Source organism: Rhizobium sp. CFBP 13644, from assembly GCF_014842165.1.
Classification (GTDB): Bacteria; Pseudomonadota; Alphaproteobacteria; order Rhizobiales; family Rhizobiaceae; genus Agrobacterium; species Agrobacterium tumefaciens_C.
This window is the reverse complement of the sequence record NZ_JACYVF010000001.1, coordinates 33,765-47,426: the sequence shown is the minus strand read 5'-3', so window position 1 is coordinate 47,426 and position 13,662 is coordinate 33,765. Positions and strand designations below refer to the sequence as shown.

Here is a 13,662-nt window from a genome sequence, read left to right as displayed (position 1 = left end):
CTTGTTCAGCATTCTATTGTTCGCGACGCTTTAAAATACCATAAATGGCAGGCATCATTGTTCATGAATGCATATTTTCGCGCGTGATGGGTTCCATGACATCTAGTCATTTGATCATGATCCCCTTCAGTGATTTGATGGCGACGAAACCTCATGAGAAGGACCTGCGATGACTTCCAGAACCCTGTACTCGCTCTGCGGCAGTGACGACGCCCGCCCGTTTTCTCCCCATTGTTGGAAAGCTGTCATGTCTCTGGCCCATAAGGGGCTGGATTTCGAGGAAAGGCCATTGGCCTTCACTGCAATACCGGGCGTGGAAAACGGCTTTTCCAAAACGGTGCCCATTCTTCGCGATGGCGATGAGTTGGTGAAAGATAGTTTCGAGATCGCAGTCTATCTGGATGAGGCATACCCAAACGCGCCATCGCTGTTTAACGGTGAGGGCGGCAAGGCCCTGTCACGTTTCGTCGAAAGCTGGTCGCAAACGCAATTGCACCCGGCCATCGTCAAGATTGCCGTTCTCGATATTCACGACATGCTGGATGAGGCGGACCGCGCATATTTCCGTGAAACCCGCACCAAAGCTTTGGGGAAAACCTTGGAAGATGTGATCTCGGATCGCGACGCCGAAATCGCAGTCTTCCCGGAGAAGCTGGCGCCTATTCGTCGGATGCTGGCATCACAACCATTTCTGGGTGGAGATACCGCGCTGTTTGCCGATTATATTGTTTTCGGCGCGCTCCAGTGGGCGCGTGTCACATCGGGCGTGGACCTGTTCGGAAAGAACGATGCAGTCCGCGACTGGTTCGAGCGTTGCCTTGATCTGCACGGCGCGCGCGGAAGAAGTGTGACAGCGGCGTGAAATGTGATGGAGACGTGGGCAAATCCCGGCATACCCCTTGTTTTCGGCCCCTCAGGCGGGTAAACACCGCCCACTTTCTCCAAGAATAAGGAATAGAGATATGGCGATTGAACGCACTTTTTCGATGATCAAGCCGGACGCGACCAAGCGTAACCTGACTGGTGCCATCACCAAGGTATTCGAAGACAACGGTCTGCGCATCATCGCGTCCAAGCGCGTATGGATGAGCAAGCGCGAAGCAGAAGGCTTCTACGCTGTTCACAAAGAGCGTCCTTTCTTCGGTGAACTGGTTGAAGGCATGACATCTGGCCCAACCATCGTTCAGGTTCTGGAAGGCGAAAACGCAATCCTCAAGAACCGCGAAATCATGGGCGCGACCAACCCAGCAAACGCTGACGAAGGCACGATCCGTAAGCAGTTCGCTCTGTCCATCGGTGAAAACTCCGTTCACGGTTCTGACGCTCCTGAAACAGCAGCTCAGGAAATCGCTTACTGGTTCGCAGAAACCGAAATCGTCGGCTGAATCAATCTGCCAGGTATCGGAATCGGTCTCTAAGGCGATTGCCTTAAGTGATTGAACTGAAACGAAAAAGCCCGCGTATTTACGATCTTTGAAGGGATCGAAATGCGCGGGCTTTTTGTTTGTTAAAAACCATGTAGGGTTGAAAGCAATTGGATTTTGGTCAGTAGACAGGGGGATCGATATTGACTTTGGACCAGACAACTCTTCGCTTTTACGCGCAGGAATCCGAGGCCTACACCTCAAGAGGTCAGCCACACAGTCCGCATATCGAGGCTTTCCTTAAACGCCTGCCACCCAAGGCCGCTATTATCGAACTGGGGTGCGGGGCGGGGCAAGACAGCGAATTTATGCTCGCCCAAGGATTTAACGTTCGCCCGACAGACGGCACGCCAGAAATGGCAAAAGCGGCATCACAGCGCCTGAACATTCCCGTAGATACTCTGTTGTTCAGCGATCTGGATGAAACGGCGGCCTATGATGGTGTATGGGCCAATGCGTCTCTTTTGCATGCGCCCAAGGCGGAGTTGCCGAGCATATTGAGCTTGATACACAGGGCGATGAAACCGGGCGGAGTGTTCTATGCCAGCTTCAAGGCTGGGCAATCCGAAGGCCGAGACCAGCTTGACCGGTACTACAATTATCCATCGCAAGACTGGTTGACCAATGTCTATGGCGCCCTTGAGTGGCTTGAGATCGATATCAAAGCCGAAGCCGGCAGCGGGTATGATAAAATGCCGACGGACTGGCTACATGTTACCGCTGTCAGATATTAGCGTCTTAGAGGCGCCAGACTGCTGGCGCCATTTATCCTTCGCAGCGTCATCGGTATCTTTGGCTGATACCCAGTCGCCTGCGGTGCCGTCTTTGCCATGCTCCTTCTTCCAGAAGGGGGCGGCAGTCTTCAAATAGTCCATCACGAAGTTCGCCCCATCGAAGGCGGCTTGCCGGTGGCGGGACGCGGCGATGACCAGGACGATATTGTCGCCCGTCTCGATACGACCGTAGCGATGGATTGCTGTGAGGCCCAGAAGTTCGAAGCGCTCGATGGCAAGCTTGGCGATGCGCAGCATTTCGGCTTCCGCCATGCCGGGATAATGCTCAAGCTCAAGGGCTGATAGCGTGCCGCCATCGTCGCGGCAGAGACCGGTGAAGGTCACGACGGCACCGATGTTTCTGTCGCCCTGCGATAACAGCCGAGCTTCAGCGGACGCATCGAAATCCTGCTGCTGCACACGAATGGTCGGCTCGACCGTCATGGCTAGCCACCTGTCATCGGCGGGAAGATACCGATTTCGCGCGCGCCTGCGATGCTCTCATCATGCTCGATATGTTCCTGATTGACCGCGACGCGGATTACATCCGGAAATTCAAAGGCGGCTTCGTATTCTTCGCCCAGTGTCACCAGATACTGGATCAGGTCGCCCGCTGTCTTCACGCTGGCAGGAAGATCAAGATCATCCTCGGATTTGCCAATTCTCTCGCGTACCCAGGCAAAATAGACAATGTGAACCATTAATCAGCATCCACGATGTGCTTGATGCCAGCCCTGAAATAATCATAGCCGGTGTAGATGGTCAGTGCGGCTGCGACCCAAAGCAGGGTAATGCCGATTTCGGTCGTGTAGGGCAGCACCTTGTCACCCGCCGGGCCTGCAAGGAGGAATGCGATTGAGACCATCTGGATCGTCGTCTTCCACTTTGCGATCTGCGTGACCGGCACGGAAACCTTCAGCGCCGCCAGATATTCGCGCAGGCCAGAGACCAGTATTTCGCGGCACAGGATCGTTATAGCAGCCCAGAGCGACCAGCCAGCAATAGTTCCATCCGCCGCCAGCAAGAGCAGCACGGATGCAATCAGCAGTTTATCCGCAATTGGGTCCAGCATGCGTCCTATATTCGATGTCTGGTTCCAGATACGCGCCAGATAACCGTCCAGAAAGTCGGTGAGCGAGGCAATGATGAAAAGCCACAACGCCGTCCATCGAGCAAAATCCGAACTTTCAAGCTTCCCCTCTATGAAGAAACATAGAACGATCACCGGAACCGCCAGAATGCGGCCATAGGTCAGGAGATTGGGGATGTTGTATGCGCGCGAAGCCATGGGGGAACCTGTCATTCGAGATACAGCGTTGATGCAGCCCTATGCAGCAAGCGTCAACACCCTATTATGTTTTTTTGCGGGTACCGCTCAAAACCATGCACTTAGTCTCGACCACTCTCGTGGAAGTGATTGTAAACCTGTCGCGCTACCGTTTCAGAAATGCCGCCAACCGCCATCAGATCGCTCAGTGCCGCCCGCGATACCGCCTTTGCAGTGCCGAAATGCTGCAAAAGGGCGCGTTTGCGACCGGGCCCGATGCCGCCGATTTCATCCAGCGGGTTCTTGACCAGTTCTTTCTTGCGGCGAGCGCGGTGAGAGCCGATGGCGAAACGGTGGGCCTCGTCCCGCATGCGCTGGACGAAATACAGCACGGGATCACGCGGTGGCAGTGAAAAATCGCTGCGCGTATCGGTGAAGAACCGCTCGCGGCCCGCATCACGGTCAACGCCCTTCGCCACGCCGATAGCGGTCACGCAATCGCGGATGCCGAGTTCATCCAGAATGGTGCGCACGGCGGTCATCTGCCCTTGGCCACCATCGATGAGGATAACATCAGGCCATGCGGGGAAGGGCGCGTCAGCGGCGTCTTCTGGCGCTGTGACCTGGGTGCGGTCCGGTCTGCCTTCTTCCTTCAGCAGCCGCGAAAAGCGGCGCGTCATCACTTCGCGCATCATGCCGAAGTCGTCGCCGGGGGTGATGTCGGTCGATTTGATGTTGAACTTTCGATAGTGGCTTTTGGTGAAGCCATCCGGCCCCGCAACCACCATGCCGCCCACGGCATTGGTGCCCATCATATGCGAGTTATCGTATATCTCGATGCGGCGAGGCACATAGGGCAGGGCGAAGGTTTCCGCGAAACCTTTCAGCAACCGAGCCTGCGATGATGTCTCGGCAAGCTTGCGCCCGTGTGCTTCGCGCGCGTTTCCAAGCACGTGATCGACCACATCTTTCTTCTCTCCACGCTGCGGCACGGAGATGGTGACCTTGTGGTTGGCTTTTTCCGCAAGGGCGGCAGAGAGCAACTCTTGCTCCTCCACGGCTTCCGAAAGCAGGATCTGCCTCGGCACGGGCTTGTCATCGTAAAACTGCGCCAGAAACGCGCTCAGAATTTCAGCGCCGGGAAGCGAGGGGTCTGCCTTTGGGAAATAGGCGCGGTTGCCCCAGTTCTGACCGGTGCGGAAAAAGAAGACCTGAATGCAGGACACGCCGCCTTCGTGGTGAATGCCGAATACGTCTGCCTCATCAATGCCCGCCGGGTTGATGCCCTGGTGGCTCTGCACATGCGACAGCGCCGCAAGCCGGTCGCGGTAGACGGCGGCGCGCTCGAAATCGAGATCGTCAGAGGCCTCGTTCATCTGGGATGCGATGGTGGCCTTCACGCTCTGGCTCTTGCCGGAAAGGAAGTCCTTCGCCTCCTTCACCAGTTCCGCATAGCCCTCGTCACTGATCTCATGGGTGCAGGGGGCGGAACAGCGCTTGATCTGATGCAGAAGACAGGGACGCGTCCGGCTCTCAAAAACGCTGTCCGTGCAGGTGCGAATGAGAAAGGCGCGCTGCAGGGAATTGATGGTTCTGCCGACTGCGCCCGCTGATGCGAAAGGCCCGAAATAATCACCCTTCCGCGCACGTGCGCCGCGATGCTTGAAAATCGCCGGGGCGCGGTTATCGGCTGTAATGAGAATATAGGGAAAGGATTTGTCGTCGCGCAGCAAAACATTGTAGCGCGGCCGCAATCGCTTGATCAGGTTGGCTTCCAGCAACAGCGCTTCGATTTCCGTGCGCGTCGTCACAAATTCCATATGCGTGGTCAGCCGCACCATCTGGCCGATGCGGTTGGAATGGAAGCGACCCTGCGCATAATTGCTGACGCGCTTTTTCAACGAGCGCGCCTTGCCGACATAGAGAACATCGCCCGCATCGTTGAACATGCGGTAGACGCCGGGATTGTTGGGCAGGTGTTTGACGAATTCGCCGATGAGATCCATGCCCTTCAGGCCGGACTCGTTTTTCCATCCCGCATTCCAGTCCATGGATGCAGGTGCGTATTCCGACACCACTTCACTGGTGGCGGAGGCTACGTCATCTTCATCATCGTCATTATCATCGAAGAGAACGCCGCCATCGGGCAGCTTCTTTCCGTTCATTCAGGTATCTCCGCCACGTCAGGGGTTTCCCAGCCAAGGTGCTGGCCCCCGTCGAGCGCGATCATCTGGCCGGTGATCGACGGGGAGTCATATAGAAAGCGAATGGTGCGACCGAACTCATCCGGCTGCGGCCCACGCTTTAATATAAGGGCGTCGATCTGCGCCTGAAAGTCCTCAGGCTCCTGTCTTTCACTTTTAAACGATGGACCGGGCCCGATGGCATTCACCCGCACGCGCGGTGCAAAGCTCTGCGCCATGGTTTTCGTGGCAGTCCACATGGCAGATTTCGAGAGCGTGTAGGAGTAGAAGCGCGGCGTAAGCGCCAGCACCCGCTGGTCTATGATGTTGACGATCAGGCCCGACATGTCGTCAGGTAATTGCCGGACAAGCGCTGCCCCCAAGATCGATGGTGCCCGAACGTGGACGGCGAAATGGGAATCGAAAGCGGCGCTGTCGAATTCATCTGCGGAATCATGCTGAAAAACCGAGGCGTTGTTGACCAGAATTCCAATGGTTCCGAGCGCTGATCGGGCTGAGTCCATCAATGTTTCCGTCGAGGCGGAATTTTCAAGGTCTGCCTGCACAACAGCAGCACGACCACCATTTTGCCTTATTGTGTTAGCGAACGCCTCGGCTTCATCCAGTGAGGAGCGGGCATGAATGCCCACCGCGAACCCCTGTGAAGCAAGATACTCTGCTATCGCGCGCCCCATGCGGCGTGCGGCACCGGTAATAAGGACCGTCTTTGGTATAGTCTCGTTCAAAGCTGATTCACGCCCTGCTGCTGTGTGTTCTACATGCGAATATAAGTCGAAACATCGAGTTTTGAACAGCGAATGCGCTGATTATACAGATTTATGCCTTCACGTTACGTCCGAAGTAATTTGATTTAAATACATGTAAAATGACGATTTTTGAAGTTAACCACTCGTTATCCTTAATAGATTTTTGTGTCATTTTAGCAACGTCCCATTTCCGTCACGCCGGTGCCCCAATCAATTCACATTTTGGCTGTGTGATCTCCTCATTCACCCATCATTTTGATCATCAGTCGGGCAAGGGAACAAACTGTTTTACACCGCGTTTTGGGAATATGTGTTTGAGCACCCCGCGGGTATAGAAGGAGAATAGCATGCGTACTATCGTTGCAACACTACTGGCCACCACTATGGCAGCTGCGGCGTTTTCGGCAGCGAAGGCAGCCGACGCGGTGAACGAAGTGCCGCAGGCACCTGTTGCCTACGAGCAGCCAGCTCCGATCAGCAACTGGTCTGGCGCGTACCTCGGCGCGACCGGCAACTATGACTGGGGTCGTTTCACAGGTAACGGCGGCGATCGTGATGCCGACGGCTTCGGTGGCGGTCTCTACGGCGGTTACAACATGCAGAGCGGCCAGATCGTTTACGGTGCTGAAGCAGACGTAAACCTCGGCGACGAGAAGGGTTCTGCTGGCACCGGCGGTGCAGGCGAAGCGCTTCGTGGCAAGCAGGGCGTAAACGGCTCGCTGCGTGCTCGCGTTGGTTATGACATGAACCCGTTCCTGCTCTACGGTACAGGTGGTTTGGCAATTTCTGACAACAAGGTCAGCAATTCCACATCCAGCGACAACGCAACAGCGCTCGGCTACACAGTCGGTGCCGGTGTTGAAGCCATGGTTACCAACAACATCACGGCTCGCGTTGAATACCGCTACAGCGATTACCAGGACAAGGACTTCTCGCTGGATACCGGTAGCGTATCTCGCGGCTTCGACGATCACAGCGTTAAGGCTGGTATCGGCGTAAAGTTCTAATCCCATCCGGGATTGATGTTGAAAGCCGGGGTTCGCCCCGGCTTTTTCGTTTATGGCCTTCAGGCCGGAGTTTTCATTTCGGCATAGGCAGTGAAGCGTTTGCCGAATTTGTCGGGCCAGTCGGCCAATGTCTTGCGACCAGCAGCCCACTCGCCAGCAAAGCGCAGATCCAGATATCCGATTGTTGCTGCCAGCGCGAAATGGCCGCCGTGCAGCTTCTTTCCTGTCTTGGGCAGGTTTGCATTCAGGTAATCGAGACCTCTGACAACCTTCGACCACTGCTTGTCGATCCAGGGCTGGTGTACGAGGTTTTCCGGGCGTGAGCGACGCTCGTAAACGATCGCAATCAGGCAATCCATAATGCCGTCGCACAATGCTTCCAGCACTTCCGCTTCCGTGCGCTTGTCGTGCTTCTTCGGATAGAGTTTTCCGCCAGACACCCGGTCCAGATAATGCATGATGGCAACGCTGTCATAGATCGATCCGCCATCATCCAGCAGCAGAACCGGTATTTTGCCCAGCGGATTGTTATCAAGCAATGTGGATGGTTCCGCGCTGGTGTCGACTTTGATGTCGGTGATGCCGATATCGAGATAGCGTGACGCCATTCGGACTTTGGCAGAGTAGGGGGATGCCGGGGAATAGAGGAGTTCCATGTTTGGTCTACCTTCAAGGTTTTAGCGGATGGGAATGATTTCGGTGGTGTTTGATCGGCAGCCCCTGCGGTCCACTTCCGGGCAGGTGCGAAAGCTGAGATCCTTGTTCATGCAGATGCGAACTTCTTCGAGTAGCGGTCCTTCGCAGCTTATGGCGACACCCTGTTTCACCATGCCAGGATTGGCCCCAATGAAGGCGGTTTCCACAGCATCTGCGGAAAGTGTCTTGCTGCTGTTGCCCGATGACAGGTCTTGCGGCACGGTCACGCGCTGATGCGCGGCGCGAATAGTGTCGAAATAATCTTTCTGCGAAAGGCCGCTGCATGATCCATGCTTGCGCCATTGGTGGCCGATGAGGCCCATGGATGGCATGATGTCGAACATGCCGCGCCCTAGCTCTTGCGGCACGCGCTCTTTCTTGTCCTCGCCGCAAAATTCGGGATAGCCGGTTTCGTTCTGAGGCCACAGACCGTGCACCACGAAGCCATATTTGCGATCGCTTCCGCATTGCTGCCTGCTGTTCTTGCCCGCATCACTGGCGCAAAAGGCCGGGGACCACGACAAGGACAGGACATAGAAATCGAATCCCGAACCAACGGGCGGCTGCAAAGTCTGGCGCGGGGATGCTGCGGTGGCTGCGGTCGTTGTAGGTTCGCGCGCAGTTTCCGTTCCATGCGGATAGAATATCGACCACCCCGCTGCTGCCAGAGCAAGGACACCCATGGCAATGATGCCGGCATATTGTTTTATCGGGTTCACTTGATGCCCCAGAGCCATGATGACGAAGACTTGATCGCTATCGGCTTTTATACCATCCCAACCCTGTGGCAAACAGGCGACCGAAAATCAACCATTCATGATAGTCATGGTTGAAACGGGGCTTGCATAAAGAATAAGCTCAGCGAATCCGGCAAAAGGCCAAACTGTCGGGTGGGGAGTGAATCCAGGCATGTCCGTATGAAATTGAAAAAATACATCTGGCCCCTGGTGGGCGTGGCGACGATCGGGTTCTCCGTATGGCTTCTCTATAAGGAGTTGCGCCATCTCTCGCTTGATGATGTCTGGGGCAGTCTGGCTGCCATCGATCCCCATCATTGGCTGATGTCGGGCCTGTGCACGCTGGTGGCCTATTCGGCACTGGCGGGATATGACCGGATTGCGCTTCAGCATCTCAAACGCAAAGTCGGCTGGATTTTCATAACGCTGACATCGTTCACCACCTATGCGCTTTCGCATAATGTCGGCGCGTCGGTGTTTTCAGGCGCTGTCGTTCGTTACCGGGCCTATACGTCAAAGGGGTTGAGCGTCTCGGAAATCGGCGTCCTCGTCGCCCTGTGTTCCTTCACCTTTGCCATCGGCACCATCATGCTGATGGGCTTTATTCTGGTGTATGAACCTGAAATCACAGAACGTTTTGTCGGTGTTCTCCCGGTCGAGGCATCGGCCACGACGGGCGTTCTTCTGCTGGGTATTGCGGGGCTCTACCTGCTCGGCAGCCTCTTGAAGCTGCGGCCACTGAAGATCGGCTCATTCACGCTGTTTTATCCAGCTCCGCATCTGGTCATACAGCAGCTCGTCATTGGCCCCATCGAACTTCTTGGTGCCGCAGGCATTATCTATTTCGCCCTGCCGGACGCTGGAAATCCCGGATTCATGGTGGTTCTGGGGATTTTCCTGATATCGTTTTCCGCAGCGCTGATTTCTCATGCGCCCGGCGGTCTGGGCGTTCTGGAGCTGGTGTTCGTCACCGGTCTGCCGGATATGAACCCGGCAGATGTGATTGCGGCGCTGCTAGTGTTTCGCCTGTTCTACCTCATCATTCCCTTTGTCATCGGCCTGTTCATCATCCTCTTTTTCGAGAGGTCACAACTGGCAGCGGCAGAGCGGGAGGAGCGAGAGACAGAGCTTAAATAACTATTCGCCGCGCAGCCAGAATGCGCGGTGCGAGGCATAACGATCCTGCGCCATGGTGGCTCTCAGCACTGGCAGCATGGCGTGCAGCTCTTCCTTCAATGTGAAGGGAGGATTGACGATGATAAGGCCGGAGCCGCTCAAGCCTTCCACACGGTCGCTGCGCACCGAAAGCTCGGCGCACAGCATCTTCGGGATATCGTAGGACTGAAGCTGTTCGTGGAAATCCTTGATCGGCGCGCTCTTTTTCAGCGGATACCACAGGCAATAGGTACCGGTTGAAAACCGGCGATAAGCCTTGTGAAGGCCTTCCGCCAACCGCTCATATTCATTCTCTTTTTCAAATGGCGGATCGACCAGCACAAGCCCGCGTTTTTCCTTCGGCGGCAGATGCGCGCCCAGCGACAGCCAGCCATCAAGTTCCGTCACACGCGATTGGTAATCGCCTTCGAACAGTCGGGACAAGGCGCGAAAATCTTCGGGATGAAGTTCCATCGCAGACAGGCGGTCCTGCGGGCGAAACAGCATGCGCGCAAGCTTTGGCGAGCCGGGATAGAACTGAAGCCCGCCTTCAGGATTGAGCTCTCTCACGGCTGTGAGATATGGCTCCAACAGCTCCGCCACCGCTGGCGGCAGGTCTGCTTCCAGCAATTTGCCAATCCCGGTCTGCCATTCGCCGGTTTTTTGCGCCTCGACCGAAGACAGGTCGTAAAGGCCGATGCCCGCATGCGTATCCAGCACGCGAAATGCCTTGTCCTTGTTCTGCAAATAGCGAACGAGCCGCGCCATGACCGCATGTTTGAGAACATCGGCGAAATTGCCTGCGTGGTATATGTGCCGATAGTTCATGCGCGCCGATGCCTTTTATGAATAATCTTGATGGTCGTCACTTGGGCCTTTTGGCCGCATTGCCTTTGCAATATACAAAAGTCATGAATGATGCGACCCCGATTTCCACGAAAGCCGTGACTGGTGCTGTCAGCATCGGCCATACCGTCTGTCCCCATGACTGCCCAAGCGCATGCGCGCTGGAGGTGGATATCAACGCCGATGGCCGGATTGGCCGCGTGCGCGGTGCCAATGCCAACACTTACACCGCTGGCGTTATCTGCGCCAAGGTGGCGCGGTATTCGGAGCGGATCTACCATCCGGGCCGGTTGCTGACCCCGAAACGCCGTAAAGGTGCCAAGGGTGCGGGCGATTGGCAGGAAATCGGCTGGGATGCGGCGCTGGACGAAATTGCCGATGCCTTCGTCAAAGCGGAAGCAAAGCACGGGGCAGAGGCCATCTGGCCCTATTTTTATGCCGGGACCATGGGGCAGGTGCAGCGCGACAGCATAGAGCGCCTGCGTCACGCCAAGAAATATTCCGGTTTCTTCGGCTCCATCTGCACCAACATGGCGTGGACGGGCTACGTGATGGGCACCGGTGCGCTGCGCGGGCCCGACCCGCGTGAGATGGCCAAGGCCGATGTCGTGGTCATTTGGGGCACCAATGCGGTGGCGACGCAGGTCAATGTCATGACCCACGCGATCAAGGCCCGCAAGGACCGCGGCGCAAAGATTGTCGTCGTCGATATCTACGATAACCCCACCATGAAACAGGCCGACCTAAAGCTGATCGTGCGGCCCGGCACGGACGCCGCGCTTGCCTGCGCCGTCATGCACATCGCCTTTCGTGATGGATATGCCGACCGTGCCTATATGGCGAAATTTGCCGATGATCCCGCCGGTCTAGAGGCGCATCTTGTTTCCAAGACACCGCAATGGGCAGCAGAAATCACCGGTCTCAATGTCGAAGAAATAGAAACCTTCGCTAGGCTCGTCGGAACCAATAAGAAGAGCTTTTTCCGCCTTGGATATGGCTTTGCCCGGCAGCGCAACGGCGTGGTCGCCATGCATGCGGCGCTCTCCATTTCCACCGTTCTCGGCTCCTGGCAATATGAGGGCGGCGGCGCGTTTCATAACAATGGCGATATCTTCCGGCTGGATAAATCGGAGCTCATGGGCACGGCCTATGCCGACCCCAATGTCCGCCAACTCGATCAATCACAGATCGGCCGCGTGCTGACTGGCGACGCCGAGGCGCTTCGCCACGGAGGGCCGGTCACGGCATTGCTGATCCAGAACACCAATCCTGTGAATGTCTGTCCTGAGCAGCGGCTGGTGCGTCAGGGTTTCCTGCGCGGTGATCTGTTCGTAGCGGTGCATGAGCAGTTCATGACCGAGACGGCTGAGGTGGCCGATATTGTGCTGCCAGCCACCATGTTCCTTGAACATGACGATATCTATCGCGCCGGTGGCCAGAACCACATTCTGCTCGGACCCAAGCTGGTGGAGCCGCCTGAGACGGTTCGCACCAACCTGTTTGTCATCGAGGAATTGGCCAAGCGTCTGGGTGTTGCCGATATGCCGGGCTTCGGCATGAGCGAGCGCCAACATATTGACCGCATTCTGGAACCGGGCGGATGGGGCGATTTCGATAGCCTTGCCGACGAAAAATGGATCGATGCCCAGCCTGCCTTCGAGGTTGCCCATTATCTGGAAGGCTTCGGATATGCCGATGGCAAATTCCGGTTCAGCCCGGATTGGCAGAGCGGTCCATCGCCTAACAAGCCACCGCACAATGTGCCGGTTATGGGTCCGGTCGCTGAGCTTCCGAAATTTCCCGATCAGGTGGATATCATTGAAGTGGTCGATGCCGAACACCCGTTCCGGCTGGCGACATCACCCGCCCGCAACTTCCTCAACTCCACATTCGCCGAGACGAAAACATCGGTGCAGAAAGAAGGGCGCCCAGAAGTGATGATCTGTCCCACCGATGCCATCAGGCTCGGTGTGGCAGATGGTGATGTTGTTCAGATCGGCAATGGCCGCGGCCAAGTCCGTATTCATGCGCGGATTGTCGATGGCGCTAAGGCAGGCGTGCTGATTGCTGAGGGCCTGTGGCCCAACAAGGCGCATCTGGATGGCGAGGGCATCAATGTGCTGACAGGCGCAGACGCAGCGGCACCTTATGGTGGCGCGGCCTTCCACGACAACAAAGTTTGGTTGAAGACATTTTCGCAGGAATAAGACATGCAGAAATTTGATAATGTGACGATTGAAATTCTAAAAGACGAAACACTTTCAAAGAACTGGTACCACCTTCGTAATATCACCTACAATTACACCAACTCGAAGGGTGAAACGAAGACGCTGAAGCGCGAGGCCTATGACCGCGGCAACGGCGCGACTATTCTGCTCTACGATCCGAAGATTGACAGCGTCATCCTGGTTCGTCAGTTCAGGGTGCCGACCTATGTCAACGGCTACCATGGCTGGCTGCTGGAAACGCCTGCTGGCCTTCTGGATGGCGATAATCCGGCAGACGCCATCGCGCGCGAAGTGATGGAAGAAACCGGCTACAAGCTGCGCGACACGCGTTTCCTGTTCAAATCCTTCATGTCGCCCGGCTCAGTCACCGAAATCCTGCATTTCTTCGCGGCGATCGTTGACGCATCCGACCGCATCGAAGAGGGCGGCGGTGCCGACCATGAGGATGAGGACATCGAAGTCGTCGTGGTTCCGCTGGATGACGCTATGAAAATGATCGAAAACGGCGATATCTGCGATGGCAAGACCATCATGCTGCTGCAATGGGCTGCTCTCAACCGGGCATCACTGACGTCATAA

The 13,662-nt window shown here is 56.1% G+C and carries 15 protein-coding genes; 7 read left to right on the top strand and 8 right to left on the bottom strand.

The window, feature by feature from the left end:
- Positions 1-169: 169 nt before the first annotated feature.
- From IFT53_RS00220 to IFT53_RS00210, 3 genes are all read left to right on the top strand, one after another.
- Entirely contained in the window at positions 170-862 is a 693-nt protein-coding gene (locus IFT53_RS00220; RefSeq protein ID WP_192063778.1) for a glutathione S-transferase family protein, read from the top strand.
- 100 nt (positions 863-962) lie between these two features.
- Entirely contained in the window at positions 963-1,385 is a 423-nt protein-coding gene (gene ndk, locus IFT53_RS00215) for a nucleoside-diphosphate kinase (RefSeq protein ID WP_042618581.1), read from the top strand.
- A gap of 179 nt (positions 1,386-1,564) precedes the next feature.
- On the top strand, positions 1,565-2,158 hold the full coding sequence (locus tag IFT53_RS00210; protein WP_192063888.1) for a methyltransferase domain-containing protein: 594 nt from the start codon (positions 1,565-1,567) through the stop codon (positions 2,156-2,158).
- Here the strand turns inward: IFT53_RS00210 and IFT53_RS00205 are convergent.
- From IFT53_RS00205 to IFT53_RS00185, 5 genes are all read right to left on the bottom strand, one after another.
- The gene (locus IFT53_RS00205) at positions 2,132-2,641 is read right to left on the bottom strand and encodes a molybdenum cofactor biosynthesis protein MoaE (protein WP_192063779.1); all 510 of its coding nucleotides are present in this window, start codon (positions 2,639-2,641) and stop codon (positions 2,132-2,134) included. The two genes, IFT53_RS00210 and IFT53_RS00205, sit on opposite strands and share 27 nt — an antisense overlap.
- Positions 2,642-2,643: 2 nt before the next feature.
- On the bottom strand, positions 2,644-2,898 hold the full coding sequence (gene moaD, locus IFT53_RS00200) for a molybdopterin converting factor subunit 1 (protein WP_192063780.1): 255 nt from the start codon (positions 2,896-2,898) through the stop codon (positions 2,644-2,646).
- A complete protein-coding gene (gene pgsA / locus IFT53_RS00195) occupies positions 2,898-3,485 on the bottom strand; it encodes a CDP-diacylglycerol--glycerol-3-phosphate 3-phosphatidyltransferase (RefSeq protein ID WP_042618577.1) in 588 nt (195 codons plus the stop codon). The genes moaD and pgsA overlap by 1 nt, the downstream gene beginning before the upstream one ends.
- Positions 3,486-3,586: 101 nt before the next feature.
- Entirely contained in the window at positions 3,587-5,629 is a 2,043-nt protein-coding gene (uvrC, locus tag IFT53_RS00190; protein ID WP_192063781.1) for an excinuclease ABC subunit UvrC, read from the bottom strand.
- Positions 5,626-6,393: an SDR family oxidoreductase gene (locus IFT53_RS00185; RefSeq protein ID WP_192063782.1), complete on the bottom strand. Its 768-nt coding sequence runs from the start codon at positions 6,391-6,393 to the stop codon at positions 5,626-5,628. Before IFT53_RS00185 ends, uvrC begins: the two co-directional genes overlap by 4 nt.
- A 368-nt stretch (positions 6,394-6,761) precedes the next feature.
- Here IFT53_RS00185 and IFT53_RS00180 point away from each other — a divergent pair, with 368 nt between their 5' ends.
- Complete coding sequence (locus IFT53_RS00180) at positions 6,762-7,421, top strand: outer membrane protein (protein ID WP_042618574.1); 660 nt, start codon at positions 6,762-6,764, stop codon at positions 7,419-7,421.
- Between the two features lie 59 nt (positions 7,422-7,480).
- Here IFT53_RS00180 and IFT53_RS00175 read toward each other — a convergent pair whose 3' ends face one another.
- Together IFT53_RS00175 and IFT53_RS00170 are read right to left on the bottom strand one after the other, a co-directional pair.
- On the bottom strand, positions 7,481-8,077 hold the full coding sequence (locus IFT53_RS00175; RefSeq protein WP_192063783.1) for a glutathione S-transferase: 597 nt from the start codon (positions 8,075-8,077) through the stop codon (positions 7,481-7,483).
- Positions 8,078-8,098: 21 nt separating this feature from the next.
- On the bottom strand, positions 8,099-8,827 hold the full coding sequence (locus IFT53_RS00170; RefSeq protein ID WP_192063889.1) for a ribonuclease T2 family protein: 729 nt from the start codon (positions 8,825-8,827) through the stop codon (positions 8,099-8,101).
- Positions 8,828-9,034: 207 nt separating this feature from the next.
- On the opposite strand from IFT53_RS00170, the gene IFT53_RS00165 reads away from it, so the two are divergent.
- Entirely contained in the window at positions 9,035-9,991 is a 957-nt protein-coding gene (locus IFT53_RS00165) for a lysylphosphatidylglycerol synthase domain-containing protein (RefSeq protein WP_192063784.1), read from the top strand.
- Here IFT53_RS00165 and IFT53_RS00160 read toward each other — a convergent pair whose 3' ends face one another.
- Positions 9,992-10,837 carry a 23S rRNA (adenine(2030)-N(6))-methyltransferase RlmJ gene (locus IFT53_RS00160; RefSeq protein ID WP_192063785.1) on the bottom strand — a complete coding sequence of 282 codons (846 nt, stop codon included), beginning with the start codon at positions 10,835-10,837 and terminating at the stop codon, positions 9,992-9,994.
- Between the two features lie 17 nt (positions 10,838-10,854).
- On the opposite strand from IFT53_RS00160, the gene IFT53_RS00155 reads away from it, so the two are divergent.
- Both IFT53_RS00155 and IFT53_RS00150 read left to right on the top strand, forming a co-directional pair.
- Positions 10,855-13,062 carry a molybdopterin-containing oxidoreductase family protein gene (locus tag IFT53_RS00155; RefSeq protein WP_192063786.1) on the top strand — a complete coding sequence of 736 codons (2,208 nt, stop codon included), beginning with the start codon at positions 10,855-10,857 and terminating at the stop codon, positions 13,060-13,062.
- Between the two features lie 3 nt (positions 13,063-13,065).
- A complete protein-coding gene (locus IFT53_RS00150) occupies positions 13,066-13,662 on the top strand; it encodes an NUDIX domain-containing protein (RefSeq protein WP_192063787.1) in 597 nt (198 codons plus the stop codon).

Excerpts from the sequence above, each read along its gene's own strand:
- IFT53_RS00155 (WP_192063786.1), top strand. The coding sequence starts at position 10,855 with ATGAATAATCTTGATGGTCGTCACTTGGGCCTTTTGGCCGCATTGCCT.
- IFT53_RS00160 (WP_192063785.1), bottom strand. The coding sequence starts at position 10,837 with ATGAACTATCGGCACATATACCACGCAGGCAATTTCGCCGATGTTCTC.
- moaD (WP_192063780.1), bottom strand. The coding sequence starts at position 2,898 with ATGGTTCACATTGTCTATTTTGCCTGGGTACGCGAGAGAATTGGCAAA.
- pgsA (WP_042618577.1), bottom strand. The coding sequence starts at position 3,485 with ATGGCTTCGCGCGCATACAACATCCCCAATCTCCTGACCTATGGCCGC.
- ndk (WP_042618581.1), top strand. The coding sequence starts at position 963 with ATGGCGATTGAACGCACTTTTTCGATGATCAAGCCGGACGCGACCAAG.
- IFT53_RS00175 (WP_192063783.1), bottom strand. The coding sequence starts at position 8,077 with ATGGAACTCCTCTATTCCCCGGCATCCCCCTACTCTGCCAAAGTCCGA.
- IFT53_RS00180 (WP_042618574.1), top strand. The coding sequence starts at position 6,762 with ATGCGTACTATCGTTGCAACACTACTGGCCACCACTATGGCAGCTGCG.
- IFT53_RS00205 (WP_192063779.1), bottom strand. The coding sequence starts at position 2,641 with ATGACGGTCGAGCCGACCATTCGTGTGCAGCAGCAGGATTTCGATGCG.
- IFT53_RS00165 (WP_192063784.1), top strand. The coding sequence starts at position 9,035 with ATGAAATTGAAAAAATACATCTGGCCCCTGGTGGGCGTGGCGACGATC.
- uvrC (WP_192063781.1), bottom strand. The coding sequence starts at position 5,629 with ATGAACGGAAAGAAGCTGCCCGATGGCGGCGTTCTCTTCGATGATAAT.
- IFT53_RS00150 (WP_192063787.1), top strand. The coding sequence starts at position 13,066 with ATGCAGAAATTTGATAATGTGACGATTGAAATTCTAAAAGACGAAACA.
- IFT53_RS00220 (WP_192063778.1), top strand. The coding sequence starts at position 170 with ATGACTTCCAGAACCCTGTACTCGCTCTGCGGCAGTGACGACGCCCGC.